At 65.5% G+C, this 16,051-nt stretch carries 14 protein-coding genes and 1 pseudogene; 10 read left to right on the forward strand and 5 right to left on the reverse strand.

Annotated elements, in window-relative coordinates:
- Nucleotides 1-255: 255 nt before the first annotated feature.
- The gene (locus GPJ75_RS02365) at nt 256-1,203 is read right to left on the reverse strand and encodes an ATP-binding protein (protein WP_163264690.1); all 948 of its coding nucleotides are present in this window, start codon (nt 1,201-1,203) and stop codon (nt 256-258) included.
- 101 nt (nt 1,204-1,304) lie between these two features.
- Between GPJ75_RS02365 and GPJ75_RS02370 the strand changes: the two genes are divergently transcribed.
- Both GPJ75_RS02370 and GPJ75_RS02375 read left to right on the forward strand, forming a co-directional pair.
- On the forward strand, nt 1,305-1,532 hold the full coding sequence (locus GPJ75_RS02370; RefSeq protein WP_163264692.1) for a hypothetical protein: 228 nt from the start codon (nt 1,305-1,307) through the stop codon (nt 1,530-1,532).
- 137 nt (nt 1,533-1,669) lie between these two features.
- Nucleotides 1,670-2,779, forward strand: coding sequence for an NAD(P)-binding domain-containing protein (locus GPJ75_RS02375; protein WP_205602446.1), 1,110 nt, complete (start codon nt 1,670-1,672; stop codon nt 2,777-2,779).
- A gap of 55 nt (nt 2,780-2,834) precedes the next feature.
- On the opposite strand, the gene GPJ75_RS02380 is transcribed toward GPJ75_RS02375, so the two are convergent.
- Nucleotides 2,835-3,779, reverse strand: coding sequence for a threonine/serine dehydratase (locus tag GPJ75_RS02380; protein ID WP_163264694.1), 945 nt, complete (start codon nt 3,777-3,779; stop codon nt 2,835-2,837).
- A gap of 51 nt (nt 3,780-3,830) precedes the next feature.
- On the opposite strand from GPJ75_RS02380, the gene GPJ75_RS02385 reads away from it, so the two are divergent.
- A complete protein-coding gene (locus GPJ75_RS02385) occupies nt 3,831-4,133 on the forward strand; it encodes an ArsR/SmtB family transcription factor (protein WP_163264696.1) in 303 nt (100 codons plus the stop codon).
- A 51-nt stretch (nt 4,134-4,184) separates the two neighbouring features.
- Here GPJ75_RS02385 and GPJ75_RS02390 read toward each other — a convergent pair whose 3' ends face one another.
- Nucleotides 4,185-4,763: a TetR/AcrR family transcriptional regulator gene (locus GPJ75_RS02390; protein WP_163264699.1), complete on the reverse strand. Its 579-nt coding sequence runs from the start codon at nt 4,761-4,763 to the stop codon at nt 4,185-4,187.
- A gap of 202 nt (nt 4,764-4,965) precedes the next feature.
- On the opposite strand from GPJ75_RS02390, the gene GPJ75_RS02395 reads away from it, so the two are divergent.
- The 7 genes and pseudogenes from GPJ75_RS02395 to GPJ75_RS02425 form a co-directional block, all read left to right on the forward strand.
- Nucleotides 4,966-5,463 carry a (2Fe-2S)-binding protein gene (locus GPJ75_RS02395; protein ID WP_163264701.1) on the forward strand — a complete coding sequence of 166 codons (498 nt, stop codon included), beginning with the start codon at nt 4,966-4,968 and terminating at the stop codon, nt 5,461-5,463.
- On the forward strand, nt 5,460-6,518 hold the full coding sequence (locus tag GPJ75_RS02400; RefSeq protein ID WP_163264703.1) for an FAD binding domain-containing protein: 1,059 nt from the start codon (nt 5,460-5,462) through the stop codon (nt 6,516-6,518). Before GPJ75_RS02395 ends, GPJ75_RS02400 begins: the two co-directional genes overlap by 4 nt.
- Nucleotides 6,508-8,778 carry a xanthine dehydrogenase family protein molybdopterin-binding subunit gene (locus tag GPJ75_RS02405; protein WP_163264705.1) on the forward strand — a complete coding sequence of 757 codons (2,271 nt, stop codon included), beginning with the start codon at nt 6,508-6,510 and terminating at the stop codon, nt 8,776-8,778. The genes GPJ75_RS02400 and GPJ75_RS02405 overlap by 11 nt, the downstream gene beginning before the upstream one ends.
- A gap of 181 nt (nt 8,779-8,959) precedes the next feature.
- Nucleotides 8,960-9,574: a TetR/AcrR family transcriptional regulator gene (locus GPJ75_RS02410; protein ID WP_163264707.1), complete on the forward strand. Its 615-nt coding sequence runs from the start codon at nt 8,960-8,962 to the stop codon at nt 9,572-9,574.
- Nucleotides 9,575-9,667: 93 nt separating this feature from the next.
- Nucleotides 9,668-10,756 carry an efflux RND transporter periplasmic adaptor subunit gene (locus GPJ75_RS02415; protein WP_163264709.1) on the forward strand — a complete coding sequence of 363 codons (1,089 nt, stop codon included), beginning with the start codon at nt 9,668-9,670 and terminating at the stop codon, nt 10,754-10,756.
- 12 nt (nt 10,757-10,768) lie between these two features.
- Nucleotides 10,769-13,903: an efflux RND transporter permease subunit gene (locus tag GPJ75_RS02420; RefSeq protein WP_163264711.1), complete on the forward strand. Its 3,135-nt coding sequence runs from the start codon at nt 10,769-10,771 to the stop codon at nt 13,901-13,903.
- Nucleotides 13,904-14,197: 294 nt separating this feature from the next.
- Nucleotides 14,198-14,818: pseudogene (locus tag GPJ75_RS02425) on the forward strand (cell wall hydrolase); the annotation flags it as partial.
- 48 nt (nt 14,819-14,866) lie between these two features.
- Here the strand turns inward: GPJ75_RS02425 and GPJ75_RS02430 are convergent.
- Nucleotides 14,867-15,163, reverse strand: a complete 297-nt coding sequence (locus tag GPJ75_RS02430; RefSeq protein ID WP_163264715.1) for a DUF982 domain-containing protein — start codon at nt 15,161-15,163, stop codon at nt 14,867-14,869.
- A 144-nt stretch (nt 15,164-15,307) separates the two neighbouring features.
- The gene (locus tag GPJ75_RS02435) at nt 15,308-16,048 is read right to left on the reverse strand and encodes an SDR family NAD(P)-dependent oxidoreductase (RefSeq protein ID WP_163264717.1); all 741 of its coding nucleotides are present in this window, start codon (nt 16,046-16,048) and stop codon (nt 15,308-15,310) included.
- Nucleotides 16,049-16,051 lie beyond the last annotated feature (3 nt).

Below are 16,051 nucleotides of genomic sequence, written 5' to 3' on the forward strand. Positions count from 1 at the left end.
AAGTAGCCCGGCCGGTCTCTTGAGTAGGTCGGGTACCAGGCGTCACCGGCTACCTCACCCCAACGACCATCGGGTAAGGGCTGCTCAGATCCTCGTGAGGGATCGCGGCGAAGCCGGTAGCGCGCAACCTCGGAACGAGGTGCGCGCCTTACGCTCTCGCTGCGAAGCTGGCGGGCGAGCCGGGCATGATGCTCGGTATCGATCGAGCCGTCGGGACGGAATTTGATCTGAAGACCGCTGGACATAACGTCGTTCTCACGCCGCCTCGCGCCCGTCCAGATGCGGCAGCGGGACGACGCTTTCCTGCGGGCGGGCGTAGCCGGTCATCAGTACGATCGGAACGTCCGGGCGCACCTTATGCATGGCGCCGGCAAGCTCGGTGCCCGTCATCTGTGGCATGACCTCGTCCGTCAGCACCAGGTCGAAGCGTTCCGGGTCGGCGCGGAACGCGGCAAACGCGGCATCACTCGCATCGAAGCCGACCGGTTCGCAGCCGAGGGCGGCGAGCATCTCCTCGCCGAGGTGGAGGAGCGACTTCTCGTCGTCGACGATGAGGACTGTTTCGCCGTGGCCGGTCCGACGCGGCAGTTCGGCGCTTTTGCATTCTTCGGCCGCGAGGGTCTTCTCCTCCGCGACGACCTCCTCCATTTGCGGGAGGTAAACCTCGAAGGTGGCGCCTTTCCCCCGCCGGTTCCGCACGTTGAGGGCACCGCCGTGTCCACCGACGATCCCATGGACGGTGGACAGCCCCAGCCCTGTGCCCTGCCCGGCAGGTTTGGTCGTGAAGAAGGGTTCGAAGATGCGCTCCATCGTCGCCCGGTCGATCCCGGGGCCGGTGTCCCGGACGCAGAAGCGCAGATAGCGGCCGGCGGGCAGGCTGCCGTGCGACAGCCTCAGGGCTTTGGCGGTATCGACCGCGTCGAGCGAGAGCGTCAGCAGGCCCCGTCCCTCCATCGCCTGCGCCGCGTTTGTGCACAGGTTCATGACCACCTGCTGGATCTCGGTTGGGTCGCCCCGCACAAAAGCACTTCCCGCCTTGAGTTGCCCGTGCACCGATAGCGTTGCCGGAAGGGAAGCGCGGACCAGATCGACCGCTTCGGCGACGACCGGCTCCACCCGGACCGGCCGGAGTTCCCGCTCGCGGCGGCGTCCGAAGGCGAGGATCTGCTCGATGACATCCTGCGCCCGTTCGCCCGCTTTCATGATCTGCTCGACATAACGCCGTGCGCGCGAGATTCCTTGACGAGCACGGCCAGCGCCATCTCGCTGTAGCCGCGGATGGCGCCCAGGATGTTGTTGAACTCATGCGCGATACCGCCGGCGAGCGTGCCGATCGCCTCAAGCCGCTGCGACTGGTTGAGGCGGGCCTGAAGCGCCTCGCGCTCGGCCTCGCCCCGCTCGCGCGCGATCGCGTTTGCGAAGATTTCCGCCGCCGTCCTCAGCAGCGCGATGTCATCGTCCCGCCAATGCGCTTTGAGGCAGGGCGGCCGACAAGTCCCTTCTTTATCGCTTCAGCGACGGGACGCCCGTAGAACCTGGGTTGCGCATCCGCGCCGGCCACCATACGTCAACGGAGCGCGTGAATGGCAGCCCAAAGGCGCTTTCCCTTGGTCTCGCCGCTTGATAGCCCGGATCGTGGTCTGCGGCTCGATACGGAGGATAGCCCTCGATGTCTCAGACCTACCCAGGCCCCATGGCGCCGAGTGTCGCCGTCAAGGTGCAGATCGTCGTCATTGGGGCTGGCCAGGCGGGTCTCTCGGCGGCATATCACCTGAAGAGGCAGGGCTTGGCCCCGCACAAGGGTTTCGTGGTGCTCGACCAATCGAACGAGCCCGGCGGCGCCTGGCAACATCGCTGGCCCTCGCTCACGCTCAGCACTGTGAACCGCATCCACGATCTGCCGGGCATGCCCTTTTCCGAGGCGGTCGAGACCAGCGCCACCGAGGTGCCGGCCAATTCCGCCGTGCCGGCGTATTTCGCCGCATACGAGAAGAGGTTCGAGCTTCCGGTCTACCGCCCGGTGGCGGTGAAGATCGTCTGCGAGAGGGACGGCCGCTTCAGGGTGGAAACGGACCGCATCCAGTTCTCGGCACGCGGGCTCATCAACGCTACGGGGACTTGGGAGAGCCCCTACATTCCCGATGTCCCCGGGCGCGATCGGTTCAAGGGCAGGCAACTGCACACGAGGGACTACCATACGGCCGAGGAGTTCAGGGGACAGCATGTCGTCGTCGTAGGGGGCGGCATCTCGGCGATCCAGTTGCTCGACGAGGTCTCGCGCATCACCTCCACCAGTTGGGTGACGCGAAGGCCGCCGGCGTTCCGGCAGGGACCTTTTGACGAGCAGGCCGGCCGCGCGGCAGTGGCGATGGTGGAGGACCGGGTGCGCCGCGGCCTGCCGCCTGCGTCCGTCGTCTCGGTCACCGGCATTCCGCTCACGCCCGCCATCGAGGCGATGCGGGCACGCGGCGTGTTGAACCGGTTCCCCATGTTCAACGAGGTCACCGAGGATGGAGTGCGCTGGCCCGACGGCACCGCGCTTCGCACCGACGTGATCCTCTGGTGCACCGGCTTCCGCAGCTCGCTCGATCACCTCGCGCCACTCATGCTGCGCGAGCCCGACGACGGCATCGTCATGACAGGGCGGCTGGCGACACAGGTCGCGAAGAACCCCGAGGTGCATCTGGTGGGCTACGGCCCATCCGCCTCCACCATTGGGGCGAACCGGGCAGGCGCCGCCGCCGCGCGAGAACTTATGGCAGCTCTCGGTCTTGCGTAACGAAATCGCCCCCCTGCTCTTCCACCTCGCCTGAAGTTGCTGACGTTCGAACACTTCACTGGAACTGCACCGCCATTGTATTGGCGCCGCAGATCAGGACCGCAACGCGCTCGCCCGCGGCGGGCACATACCTTCCGCTGAGGAGAGCGGCAAATGCCGCCGCCCCACCTGGTTCCACAACAATCCGCGCTGTTTCCCACAGCGCGGCCTGCGCGAGCCTGATCTCCTCGTCGCTGACGAGGATAGACCGCTCCACAAAGGCTTGTGCGATCGGGAACACCAACTCGCCGACCCGCCTGGGCGCAAGCGAGTCGGCGGCAATTCCCTCAGCAGGCGCGTCAACAGGCTGGCCCGCATCCAGCGCCATGCGCAGCGTCGGAGAGCCTTCCGGCTCGACCGAGACGATCCGCTTCCTACCAGCGAACCAGGCGGCGATGCCGCCGATCAACCCCCCGCCGCCGACTGCGACAAGCAAGGTGTCGAACGCCGGCAGGTCCTCGTCGATCTCAAGCCCGAGCGTCCCCTGGCCGATCAGTGTCTCGGCCTGGTCGTAGGCGTGGATCGCTATTGCGCCCGACTCCCTGCTGAAGATCTCGCTTGCCACGAGCGCGTCGGCATAGCGCTCTCCCTCCACCACCAGCCTTGCGCCGTAGCTGCTGATCCGCTCCGCCTTGGCGGGCGAGGTAACGCCTGGCACGTAGATTGTTGCGGGCACCCCCACACGTCTTGCGGCATAGGCAACCGCCGCCCCGTGATTGCCGCCCGAAGCAGCAACCACCCCGGCGTCGGGCAAGGCTTTCCCAAGAAGATTGGTGAAGGCGCCACGGACCTTGAACGATCCGGTATGCTGCAGGCACTCGAGCTTGAGCGCGACCGGCATGGGTGTTCCGCCGAAATCCGCCATGTCGGCCTGGAGGACGGGCGTGCGCCGGACATGGGGACGGATCAGCGCCTCTGCATCGCGGATGCGCTCTGGGGTGACGGACGTATCGATGGTCATGAAAGGCTCCAAAAGTATTGACATCAATTAGTAACTTGGCAAATTAACGAAATGCAAGAGGTCGATGTCATCAAGGCGATCGCCAACGAGCGGCGGCTCCAGATTCTCGACTGGCTCAAGGAGCCACGGTCCCATTTCCGGCCACAGGTCGATGGCGACCTTGTCGAGGATGGCGTCTGCGCAGTCCTGATAGCGGAGAAGCTGGGGATTTCCCCGGCCACTCTCAGCGAGCACATGCGGGTGCTTTCCCAGGCAGGGCTCGTGCGTTCGAAACGGATCAAGCAATGGATTTTCTACAGGCGGGATGAGGAACGAATCAGCGCGTTCAAGACCCTGATCCAGGAGCAACTGTGAAGTGTGCCCCCGTGCTCACGCAAAAAGGCCGAACGTGATCGCATATCGGTCTTAGCGCTTGCGCAGCCCGTCGACGAAGACGTCGACGAGGCGCAGGGCGGTCGGCTGCCAATCGGTCGTGCCCTGGGAATAGAAGATGCCGACGAGGGTGCGCAGCAGATCTTCCGGCGGAACGTCGGAGCGGATTTCGCCCGCCGCGACGGCGCGGTCGAGCAGCAGGCCGATCGAATTGGTCATCCGCTCGAAGGAATAGGCCTTCAGGTCCGAAGAGCCGTGCGCGACGAGTTGAAGCGCCTCGATCATGCCTTTCTTGGTCGCCACGAGGCGAACGTTGGCTTGCAGCCATTTTCGCAGCGCCTCCACCGGGTCGTCTTCGTGGGCAAGTTCCTCGGCAAGTTCGCCGAGGAGGTCCACTTCATGGCGGTAGACAGCCTCGAACAAGGCCTCGCGCGTCGGAAAATGCCGGTAGAGCGTGCCGATGCCGACGCCGGCCTGGCGCGCGACCGCTTCCAGGCTCGCCTGCGGGCCGCCGGCGCTGAAGATTTGCGTCGCCGCCTCAAGCAGGCGCTCGCGGTTGCGGAGCGAGTCCGCGCGCGGCTTGCGCCTTGTCTTTGCGTTCTCAGGTCTCATTTCCGCCAGACAGGGTTCTTTCCCTCTTGATAAACGGAGGCATCCTCCGTATAAATAAGTTCCACACCGCGCGATCGCACAAAAACACGCATTCCCGGCCAGGGCCGACTGGCGTTCGCGTCAGTTCCTTCCCGCGCCCGCATCCTCTGCCGCCCTTTGGTGGCTCCGATCCATACATCACAATCACTGAATGGGGTACCATATGTCACTCTCCATCAGACTCACGATCAATGGTCTCAAGCGCGAGATCGCGCTGGACGACCCACGCGTGACGCTGCTCGACCTGTTGCGCGAGCGGCTCCACCTGACAGGCACCAAGAAGGGGTGCGACCGCGGCCAGTGCGGCGCCTGCACCGTGCTGGTCGATGGGCGGCGCATCAACTCATGTCTCTCGCTGGCTGCCAGCCTCGACGGGGCGGAGATCACCACCATCGAGGGGCTTGCCGATGGCGAGGACCTGCATCCGGTCCAGGCCGCTTTCATCGCACATGATGGTTTCCAGTGCGGCTACTGCACGCCGGGCCAGATCATGAGCGCCGTCGGCCTCATCTCGGAGGGCAACGCGGGTGACGACCCCGAGCGCATCCGCGAACTGATGAGCGGCAATATCTGCCGCTGCGGTGCCTATCAGGGCATCACCGAAGCGGTGCTGGAGGCGCAGAAGGATCTCGCAGAGCGCAACCGGAGGGACGCGGCATGAACCGCTTCGACTATATCCGGCCGGCCAGCGTGCCGGAGGCTGTGGAAGCTGCGGCCGTACCAGGGTCGACCTATCTCGCAGCCGGCACCAACCTGCTCGACCTGATGAAGGGCGGCGCAGCACGGCCCGAGCGGGTTATCGACATCACGCGGCTGCCCGGTCTCGATCGCATCGAATGGCTGCCGGACGGCAGTGTGCGGGTCGGTGCGCTGGTTCGAAATTCGGACCTTGCCTATGACGACCGCTTCGCGCGGACCTTTCCGGCCGTTGCCGAAGCGCTGCTTTCGGGAGCCTCGGCACAGCTTCGCAATGCGGCGACCGTAGGCGGCAATCTGATGCAGCGCACGCGCTGCGCCTATTTCCACGACCTGGCAAGCGCCTGCAACCGGCGGGCGCCGGGATCGGGCTGCGACGCCCGCGAAGGGGAAAATCGCCTCCACGCCGTGCTTGGCTGGAGCGAGCACTGCATCGCCACACACCCCTCCGATTTCTGCGTGCCGCTTGTAGCGCTCGATGCCGTGGCCGAGGTGGCAGGCGCGCATGGCGCCCGCGAGATTCCCGTCGACGCGCTGCACGTTCTGCCCGGTGCCACGCCGGAACAGGAAACGGCGTTGGCGCCCGGCGAACTGATCGTTTCGCTCCGGATCCCAGCCGAAGCGGCAGCGTTTGCACGCAATGCGCGCTACCTGAAACTGCGCGAGCGCACTTCCTTTGCCTTTGCCGTCGTATCGGTGGCCGCCGCGCTGGAAATGGAGGCCGGCGCGATCCGCAAGGCGCGCATCGCGCTCGGCGGCATTGCGGCGAAGCCTTGGCGGGCACGCGAGGCGGAGGTTTCGCTGGAAGGCGCGGAGGCAAACCCAGAGGCATTCGCCAAGGCAGCCGAAATGGCGCTCGCTGAGGCGCGCCCCTCCGGCGACAACGCCTTCAAAATCGAACTGGCGCGCCGCATCGTCGCGCGCGCCCTGACCCTCGCGCTCGACGGCACGCCGGAAGCCATGCCTGCGCTGCCAGCCTCGCCCTTCTCGACAACTCCCGGAGCGAACCATGCCGCTTGAGACCACTTCTCCCCTTCCCCAGCATCGCCGGCACGGTTCCAGTGCCGGACAGCCGCTGACGCGCCGCGACGGCGTGCTCAAGGTCACCGGGCGCGCAACCTATGCGGCCGATAACCACCCCGATGGCATGCTTTACGCCGTGACGGCCGTAAGCAGCATCGCGCGCGGGCGCGTCACCGCGCTCGACGTCGAGGCCGCCAAGGCGCATCCCGGCGTCGTCGAGGTTCTCACACCGGCCAACCGGCCGCCGCTGGCGCATGACCCGGACGAGAAGATGCCGCCCTTCGGCTTCCGCGTGGAGGTGCTGCAGGACGATACCGTGCGCTACGTCAACCAGCCGATCGCGATCGTGATCGCCGAGACACCGGAGGCCGCGACGGAAGGTGCAGCGCTACTCAACCCCCAATATGAAGTCGAGCCGGCGCGCACGGGCCGGGAAAGCGGCGAGCGCTTCGATCCTGAAGTGATCGGCATCGGCGCACCGGCACGCACGGCCCATGGCGACATCGAGGCGGGTTTCGCCGCCGCCGTCCGGGTGACGGAGGCCGACTATGTCACTCCGCCGCAATATCACAATGCGATGGAACCGCACGCGGTCGTCGCCCAGTGGGACGGCGACCGCGTGACGCTCGACATGCCGAACCAGGCCCTGGCGCTGAGCTGCGCATCCCATGCGGCCTATTTCGGCATTCCGGCCGAGAACGTGCTGATCCGTTCGCCCTTCCTCGGCGGAGGCTTCGGCTCGAAGGCGATCCTCAACGGACCGCAGATCCTCGCCATCCTTGCCGCGCGCATGCTCGACCGCCCGGTCAAGCTGGCGCTCACTAGGGCGCAGATGTACGGCCCCGTCGGCCACCGCGGCCGCACCTGGCAGAAGCTGCGCCTCGGCATGGATGAAGAGGGGCGCCTGACCGCGCTTCACCATCAGGCGCTTTGCACCACCTCCAGCTTCGACGAATTCCTCGAGCCGGCGGCCAACGCATCGCTGCCGCTCTATGCAAGCCCTGCCATTCTCGCTGAGCATGAAGGCCTGCGGCTCGATGTCGGCACGCCGGGGCCGATGCGTGCGCCAGGCCTCGCGTCCGGCTCAGCCGCGCTTGAAGTCGCGATGGACGAGGCGGCCGAAGCCTGCGGCATGGACCCGCTCGACTTCAGGCTTGCCAACTACGCCGAGACGGAGCCGACCACCGGCAAGCCCTTTTCCTCCAAGGCATTGCGCGAGTGCTATGCCGAGGGGGCCAAGCGCTTCGGCTGGTCCGGACGGCCGCATGAGCCGCGCACGATGCGCGACGAGAGCGGCTTTCTCGTCGGCTGGGGCATGGGCACGGCGGTCTTCCATTGTCCGCACTTTCCGGCCGAGGCGCGTGCCACCTTGCGCGCCGACGGCACGGCGCTGGTGGAAACGGCAGGCGCCGATATGGGGCAAGGCGCCTGGACGGCGCTTGCCCAGATCGCGGCAGAGGCGCTGGGCCTCGATCCCGACCAGGTCGAGCTCAATTCCGGCATCTCCAGCCTGCCCGACGGTGGCATCGCGGGTGGCTCCGGCCATACCGCCAGCGCAGGACTGGCACTGCACAATGCCGGCGAGGATGCGATCGCCCGGCTCGCGGAGCTCGCCACCACCGATCCCGCCTCGCCGCTTTTCGGCGCCGGGAATATCGGCGTTGTCGCCCGCGCCGGCCGGCTTCACCGTCGCGACGACGAGAACCGCAGTGAGAGCTATGCGGAGATTCTGGCGCGTGCCGGCCGCAGCGATGTCGTCGGCACGGCCAAGGCCGCCCGCGACCCGGCAGTTGCGTCGGCCCACGCGATGTATTCGCACGGCGCGGTCTTTGCCGAGGTGAAGGTAGATCCCGACCTCGGCCAGATCCGGGTGGCGCGGCTGGTCGGAGCTTTTGCCGCCGGCCGGGTCATCAATCCCCGTCTCGTACGCAGCCAGTATTTCGGCGGCATGATCTGGGGCGCCTCCTTCGCGTTGCACGAGGAAGCGATTGCCGACCGCCGGACAGGGCGGATCATGAATGCCGACCTTGCCGAGTATCATGTTCCCGTCAACGCGGACGTGCCCTCGCTCGATGCGATCCTGATCCCGGAGGACGACCCTTACGTCAATCCGATCGGCGTGAAGGGGGTGGGCGAGATCGGCATCACGGGTACGGTGGGCGCAATCGCCAATGCGGTCTGGCATGCAACCGGCGTGCGCGTCCGGCGCTTCCCGGTTCGTGTCGAAGATCTCATTATCAGCCGGGAATTCGCCTAAGGGTATGGCCGGCGGAGCGCTCGTCACTTCGCCGGCCACACCTGCACAGCGGCCAGGACCGACGGCCCTTGGCAAGCCCGAAGACCCATGCGTGGGCATCGACACGCAAGCAGCTTTCGGGTGGGCTTGACAAAATGAATTGTGACGAATATCAATATTCATCATTCTTTTGGAGATGCCGATGAGTCGCCCGGTCCGAACGCGAACCGATCCTGATGAGATGCGCGTGCGCATTCTCGAAGTGGCGGAGGACCACTTTCGCCGCATCGGCTACCAGAAGACGTCGGTGGCCGACATCGCCGCCGAACTCGGCATGAGCCCGGCCAACATCTACCGTTTCTTTCCCTCCAAGGGCGCCATCAACGAGTCGATCTGCGGGCGCGTCACGCAGGAGATCGTGGACCTGGCTTTCGCCGTCGCGCGGACAAAGGCGACGGCTTCCGAGAAGATCGACCGGCTTCTGACGGCGATCCACCGGCACAACAAATCCACGCTGATCAAGGAAAAGAAGACCCACGACATGATCGCGGTAGCCATGGAGGAGAATTGGCCGATCATCAAGGAGCATATCGACCGGATGACGACGATCTTCGAAGCGATCATCCGCGAGGGCGTCGAGGCGGGTGAATTCCAGGTCGAGGATCCGGCGGCAGCGGCGCGGGCGGTCAAGATCTCGTTCATCCCGTTCTTCCATCCGCTCCTGATCGAACACTGCATCCGGCACGGCGAAGACACCGAGGCGGACCTGCGTGACCAGATCCGCTTCATCCTGAAGGCTCTCGGAAAGACAGGCTAGCAAAGCCCGCCCGGCGCGAGGGTTTTGCGCGCCCGAGTGCTGATGAATGTAGAGAGTTATCACTAGTAAGTATTCACACCAGTGAGGTGAGACATGCGGCCGACAGCGGCGAAGTGGATTGCAGTTCTGATGGCGACGGTGGCGCTCGCCTCGTGCCAGGAGGCGGAGGTGGTGGAGCGTCAAGACCCGGTGGTGCGGGTGGCCACGGTGGAGCTTGCGCCGCTCGCCGAAACGCGCAGCTACACGGGCACCATCGTCCCGCGGACCGAGGTCGCCGAAGCTTTCCGGGTCGGCGGCAAGGTCGCCGCGCGGCTTGTCGATGTGGGCGACCGCGTGGAGGCTGGCCAAGTGCTCGCGCGTCTCGATACGGTCGATCTCGGCCTGCAACTGGAGCAGCGGCAGGCGGAGCTAAGGGCCTCGCGCGCCAACCTTGCCACGGCTGAAGCCGATGCGGAGCGCGCCCGCGCGCTGTTTAAGCGCGGCCATGTCACACAGGCCGCGCTCGATGCCCGCCAGCTTGCCGTGGATGAGGCGCGTTCGCGCCTCGAACAGGCCGAGCGCGCCGTCTCGCTTGCGACCAACCAGATGGAATATGCGGAACTGAAGGCCTCCGCCGACGGCGCGGTGAGCGCGACCTCGGTCGAGGCCGGCCAGGTCATATCGGCGGGGCAGCCGGTGGTGAGCATCGCCCGCCTCGATGAGAAGGAGGTTGAGGTGGCGCTGCCCGAAAGCCGCCTTGCCAATCTCGAAGGCTCGACTGCCGAGGTCGAGCTGTGGGCGGGCGGCGCGCGCTTTTCTGCGCGCCTGCGTGAGGTGGCGCCCGAGGCCGACCCGACAAGCCGCACCTATCGCGCGCGTTTTTCGATTCCCGATGCCGACGAGACCGTGCGCCTCGGCATGACGGCCACACTGTCGTTGACCAAGGGCGATCCCGCTCCGATAGCGCGCGTTCCCATGACAGCCCTTCTCGACGACGGCCGGGGACCGGTGGTCTTCGTGGTCGACCCCACCTCCAGCGAACTCGAGCGCCGGCCGATCGTCGTCGAGGCCTACAGGTCGGAGGAGGCGATCGTGAGCGACGGGCTGGAGGAGGGCGAGGCGATCGTCACGCTCGGTGTGCAGAAGCTTGAAGAGGGCACCACCGTGCGGGTGGCGCGCACCCGGACCGCCAGCGCCGAGTGACGGAGAGGGACGATGCAGAACTTCAATCTTTCGCGGTGGGCGGTCACCCACCAGACGCTGGTCCTCTTCCTGATCATCGTCCTATCGCTTGGCGGCGTCTATTCCTACGCTCGTCTGGGGCGGGCGGAGGACCCGAGCTTCACCATCAAGGTGGCGGTGGTCACCGCCGTGTGGCCGGGCGCGACGGCGGGCGAGATCCAGCGCCAGGTCGCCGACCCGATCGAGAAGACGCTGCAGGAAATCCCCTATTTCGACAAGGTCACCACCTATTCCAAGCCCGGCTCCACCTACATGCAGGTGCAGCTTAAAGACACCACTCCACCGGGCGAGGTGGCTGACATCTGGTACCAGGTGAGGAAGCGCGTGGGCGACATCCGCTCCTCGCTTCCCTCCGATGTCATCGGCCCCTTCTTCAACGACGAGTTCGGCGACGTCGACAGCGCCCTTTATATGCTCACGGGCGAAGGCACCTCGATGCGCGACCTGAAGGATGCGGCGGAGGAAATCCGCCAGCGGCTCCTGCGGGTGCCGGATGTGGAGAAGGTCCGCTTCTATGGCGACCAGGACGAACGGATCTTCGTCGAGTTCTCCCATTCCAAGCTCGCCACGCTCGGCATCGACCCGCAGGCGATCTTCAACTCCATCGCCGCGCAGAACGCGGTAACACCCGCCGGCGAGATCGAAACGGCGTCCGACCGGCTCTTCCTGCGCGTCGAAGGCGCGCTCAAGGGAGTGGAGGCGGTCGCGGCCGTTCCCGTCGCCGCGGGCGGCACCGTGTTCCGGCTCGGCGACATTGCCGACGTGCGGCGCGGCTATGAAGACCCGCCGACCTATACGGTGCGGCACGAAGGCCAGCCGGCGATCGCCATCGGTGTCGTCATGGCCGAAGGCGCCAATATCCTAACGCTCGGCGAAAACCTCAGGGAAGCAATGCAGGAGGTGCGCACCGACCTGCCTGTCGGGCTCGATGTGGAGCTGGTCGCGGACCAGCCGCATGTCGTCGAGGAGTCCGTCGGCGAGTTCGTCAAGGTCTTCATGGAAGCGCTCGCCGTGGTGCTGGCGGTGAGCTTCCTTTCGCTCGGCTGGCGCACGGGCATCGTTGTGGCGCTCACCGTGCCGCTGGTGCTGGCGATCGTCATGATCGCGCTCGATCTCCTTGGAATGAGCCTCGAGCGCATCACGCTTGGCGCCCTCATCATCGCGCTCGGGCTGCTCGTCGACGACGCCATCATCGCCGTCGAGATGATGGTGGTGAAGATGGAGCAGGGGTTCGACCGGCTGAAGGCGGCGACATTTGCTTGGACCTCGACGGCCTTCCCGATGCTCACCGGCACGCTGGTAACCGCTGCCGGTTTCCTGCCGGTCGGCTTTGCCCAGTCGACGGCCGGCGAATATGCCGGCGGCATCTTCTGGGTGGTGACCATCGCGCTCGTTGCGTCCTGGTTCGTGGCGGTGATCTTCACGCCCTATCTCGGCGTCAAGCTCCTGCCGAACTTCCACAAGGTGAAGGCGGCCGGCGAAGGCGGGCATCACGACATCTACGATACGCGCCCCTATCACGCGCTACGCTCGATGATCGACTGGTGCATCTCCTGGCGTTGGCTCGTCATCGCCGCGGTCATCGGCCTGTTCGCCACCTCGATCTGGGCCTTTGGCTTCGTGCAGCAACAGTTCTTCCCAACCTCGCCACGGCCCGAGCTGATGGTCGAGATCCGCCTGCCCGAGGGCGCCCCGTTCAAGGCGACGGAAGCCGCCGCGCGCGAGATGGAAAAGGTTGTCGCAACGGACGAGGAGGTGCTGACCTACGCCTCCTATACGGGTGCCGGCGCGCCGCGCTGGTTCCTCGCCTCGAACCCTGAACTGCCCAAGCCGAACTACGCGATCCTGGTCATGTATACGGAGGATGCGGCAGCGCGCGACCGGGTGAAGGCGCGGCTGCAGAACTTCGTGGACGAAGGCGGCCTGCCGCAAGCGCGCGTGCGCGTGACCGAGCTCGTTTTCGGCCCGCCGGTGGGCTTCCCCGTCCAGTTCCGTGTCATCGGGCCGGACCCGCTCGAGGTGCGCCGCATCGCCTATCAGGTGCGCGACATCGTAGCCGAGAACCCGCGGGCGCTCGATCCCAATCTTGACTGGAACGAGCAGGCGAAGTCGATCCGCCTGGAGGTCGACCAGGACCGTGCCCGTGCGCTGGGCCTCACGCGGCAGGACATCGGCCGCACACTGCAGACGCTGCTTTCCGGCTTCACCGTGACATCGGTGCGCGACGGTATCGAGGTGGTCGGCGTGGTTGCCCGCGCCGTCGAGGAAGAACGCCTCGACGTGGCACATCTCGGCGACCTCACCATCGCCACGCGCGGCGGTGCGCCGGTGCCGCTGTCTCAAGTTGCGCGCGTCGTCTACGGCCACGAGGAGCCGATCCTGTGGCGGCAGAACCGCGACATGCTGATCACCGTGCGCGCCGACGTGCCGGCCGGTGTGCAGCCGCCCGACGTTTCGGCGGAGATCTGGCCGGCTCTGCAGCCGTTGATCGAGGAGTTGCCCGTCGGCTATCGCATCGAGATGGGCGGTTCCATCGAAGAAAGCGCCAAGGCGAACGCGGCCCTCTTCGAGGTCTTCCCCTTCATGGCGCTTGCCATGCTGACGATCCTGATGATCCAGCTACAGAGCTTCTCGCGACTGGCGCTCGTCTTCGCCACCGCGCCGCTCGGCCTCATCGGCGCTACCCTCGGCCTCCTGGTCTTCAACCAGCCCTTCGGCTTCGTCGCGCTCCTCGGCCTCATCGCGCTCGCCGGCATGATCATGCGCAACACGGTGATCCTCGTCGACCAGATCAAGCACGACCTCGACGAAGGCAAGCCGGAGTGGGAAGCCATCATCGAAGCGACGGTGCGGCGGTCACGGCCAGTGGTGTTGACTGCGCTCGCGGCAATTCTCGCCATGGTGCCCCTGTCGCAAAACGTGTTCTGGGGGCCGATGGCCTTCGCCATCATGGGCGGGCTTGCGGTGGCGACGGTGCTCACGATCCTGTTCGTCCCAGCGCTCTATGCCGCCTTCTATCGGGTTCGGCGACCGGACGTTCTGTCGCCCGCCGACGAGGAAGACGTCCAGCATCCACTGCCCCTCCCTCTTCCTCAGGCGGCGGAGTAGGGGCCGTGCGAGGCAAGATGACCGCAGCAAGTGTGAACATCCTCACAGTCTCCGTCCAATCGGTGATGTAGAAGAAGGAACCCAACACGCCTCCTCCCAGGCGATTGTGGAACTTGGGGAGGGCTTCGGCCCTCCCTTTTTTGTTCCACCTCCCCTCCAATGTAGCCGTTATTGATTGGTATCCCTCTCCGGTCTTGGAGAGACGCGATCGTTCGTTGACATCTTTTCGCCGTTAATTTTCTCATTCTTGCCGCAGCCGCAAACTGACGTCGGGGAAGCGATGAGATATAATTTATGATTGCCGGGGGATCGAAGGCGCTTGTTCCAAGCCTTATCACGTCGCTCTTGGTGCTTGCGGGGTGTGCGCAGAGTATTGATGGCGCTGCCACATCGTCTGTCGGCACAAGGCCTCACGCCTATACGCAGAAGGACAGGAAGTGCTTGGAGCGCGCCATGTTCTTCGAGTCCAACAGGTCAAGCCGTGACGGGCTGGTGGCTGTCGGCACAGTGGTCATGAACCGGGTCGATTCCGACGAATATCCCGATACGATCTGCGGCGTCGTCGGGCAGAAGGGCCAGTTCGCGCCCGGCGTGCTTTCCCGGCCGATGAATTCGAAGGCGCTGCCGGATGTGCAAAGTGCCGCCGACGCGGTGCTCAAGGGTGAGCGGCATCCCGGAGTGCAGAAATCCATGTTCTTCCATACCGCGGGGCTCACCTTCCCCTACAAGAACATGCATTATGTGCTCGTTGCCGGCGGCAACGCGTTCTACGAAAAGCGAAGCAGGCACCTTGTGACGCAACCGGTGGCGCCTCCTCCGATCGAGCAGACCGCCGCCGCTACCCCCACACCGCAAACTGTCTCGCAACCGAGCGCGCTTTCCTATAACGCGCAGCCAGAGGCGATCGATCCGATTGGCGCGGTGATCCGCGAGCAAAGCCGGTAACCGGCGCTCCGCTCTGCGTCAGGTGCGGAACGTCGACCAATCCTGCGCGACATTCTTGGCAGTGCGCTCGAGGACTCGCTCCGACAGGATCCCCCGATTGTTGGCAAACCGCCTGAACGCTTCCTGGGCTTCTTGAACCGTTCTCTCTCCACTGAGGGCTTTGCTGCAGATATCCACGGCAGCGTGATAGTCCAGGTCGGGAATTCCGTTCCATTCGAGGAGCAGGTCGTAGGCATCCAACACAGAATTGACGTCACGGGGGAAACCGAGGCCCAAGAATACTGAAATGGGCTGATCGAACTTATAAGCGGTCATCGGCTGGAACTCCTTGTTCAGGTCACCGTTTCAGCCTCCAAAGTTGGCAAGACCTAGATCCGCTCCGTCACAAATCAAGACCAAGTGGCGCTGGCCCGTGATGTAGCGGTTGCCGGCATGACCACCGATGCCCTTGCACGTTTCTCATGCGTTGGCACCGCCGTCGATCGTCAAGGCCGCGCCGGTTACCGAGCGCGCTTCCGACCCCGTCAGCCAGGCAACGAGGCTTGCGACATCCTCCGGCCGCCCGTAGCGGGAAATGGCCATCGCCCCACGCTGCAGGTCCGACTGCGGGCCGTCCGCGGGGTTCATGTCTGTCTCGGTGGAACCAGGATGGACGATGTTGACCGTTATTCCGCGCGGTCCAAGGTCGCGCGCCAGGCCTTTGGTCAATCCGATGAGGGCGGCCTTGCTGAGCGCGTAGAGGCTGATGCCGGGCCAGGGAACCCGTTCAGCCAGATTGCTGCCGATGGAGATGATGCGGCCATCTTCCCTCATATGCCCGGCTGCCGCCTTTGACGCGGCGAAGACGGCGCGCGTGTTGACGGCGACTGTCGCGTCAAAGTCCTCGAGCGAAATCTCCTCCAGCGTCCCATAAGTGAAGATACCGGCATTGTTGACCAGGATGTCGAGCCGCCCGAAGTCTGCGGCTGCCTTGTCCACCGCGGCCGAGACGGCGGCCGCGTCCATGTTGTCGGCAGCGATCGCCAAGCCCTTGCTGCCCAGCGCCCGAATCTCGTTCGCAACCGCCTCCGCCTTCTCGCTCGACCGTGCATAGGTGACGGCGACGTCGGCGCCCTCGCTCGCAAGACGCCGTGCGATCGCGGCACCGATGCCGCGGCTGCCGCCGGTCACCAGCGCTGCCTTGCCTTCAAGTTGCGACATACT

Origin of the sequence: Chelativorans alearensis (genome assembly GCF_010993735.1) — a bacterium.
Lineage (GTDB): Bacteria > Pseudomonadota > Alphaproteobacteria > Rhizobiales > Rhizobiaceae > Chelativorans > Chelativorans alearense.

Coding starts and splice junctions, on each gene's coding strand:
- GPJ75_RS02365 (WP_163264690.1), bottom strand. CDS start 1,203: ATGAAAGCGGGCGAACGGGCGCAGGATGTCATCGAGCAGATCCTCGCC.
- GPJ75_RS02410 (WP_163264707.1), top strand. CDS start 8,960: ATGAGTCGCCCGGTCCGAACGCGAACCGATCCTGATGAGATGCGCGTG.
- GPJ75_RS02420 (WP_163264711.1), top strand. CDS start 10,769: ATGCAGAACTTCAATCTTTCGCGGTGGGCGGTCACCCACCAGACGCTG.
- GPJ75_RS02395 (WP_163264701.1), top strand. CDS start 4,966: ATGTCACTCTCCATCAGACTCACGATCAATGGTCTCAAGCGCGAGATC.
- GPJ75_RS02415 (WP_163264709.1), top strand. CDS start 9,668: ATGCGGCCGACAGCGGCGAAGTGGATTGCAGTTCTGATGGCGACGGTG.
- GPJ75_RS02435 (WP_163264717.1), bottom strand. CDS start 16,048: ATGTCGCAACTTGAAGGCAAGGCAGCGCTGGTGACCGGCGGCAGCCGC.
- GPJ75_RS02380 (WP_163264694.1), bottom strand. CDS start 3,779: ATGACCATCGATACGTCCGTCACCCCAGAGCGCATCCGCGATGCAGAG.
- GPJ75_RS02405 (WP_163264705.1), top strand. CDS start 6,508: ATGCCGCTTGAGACCACTTCTCCCCTTCCCCAGCATCGCCGGCACGGT.
- GPJ75_RS02400 (WP_163264703.1), top strand. CDS start 5,460: ATGAACCGCTTCGACTATATCCGGCCGGCCAGCGTGCCGGAGGCTGTG.
- GPJ75_RS02390 (WP_163264699.1), bottom strand. CDS start 4,763: ATGAGACCTGAGAACGCAAAGACAAGGCGCAAGCCGCGCGCGGACTCG.
- GPJ75_RS02375 (WP_205602446.1), top strand. CDS start 1,670: ATGTCTCAGACCTACCCAGGCCCCATGGCGCCGAGTGTCGCCGTCAAG.
- GPJ75_RS02370 (WP_163264692.1), top strand. CDS start 1,305: ATGCGCGATACCGCCGGCGAGCGTGCCGATCGCCTCAAGCCGCTGCGA.
- GPJ75_RS02430 (WP_163264715.1), bottom strand. CDS start 15,163: ATGACCGCTTATAAGTTCGATCAGCCCATTTCAGTATTCTTGGGCCTC.
- GPJ75_RS02385 (WP_163264696.1), top strand. CDS start 3,831: ATGCAAGAGGTCGATGTCATCAAGGCGATCGCCAACGAGCGGCGGCTC.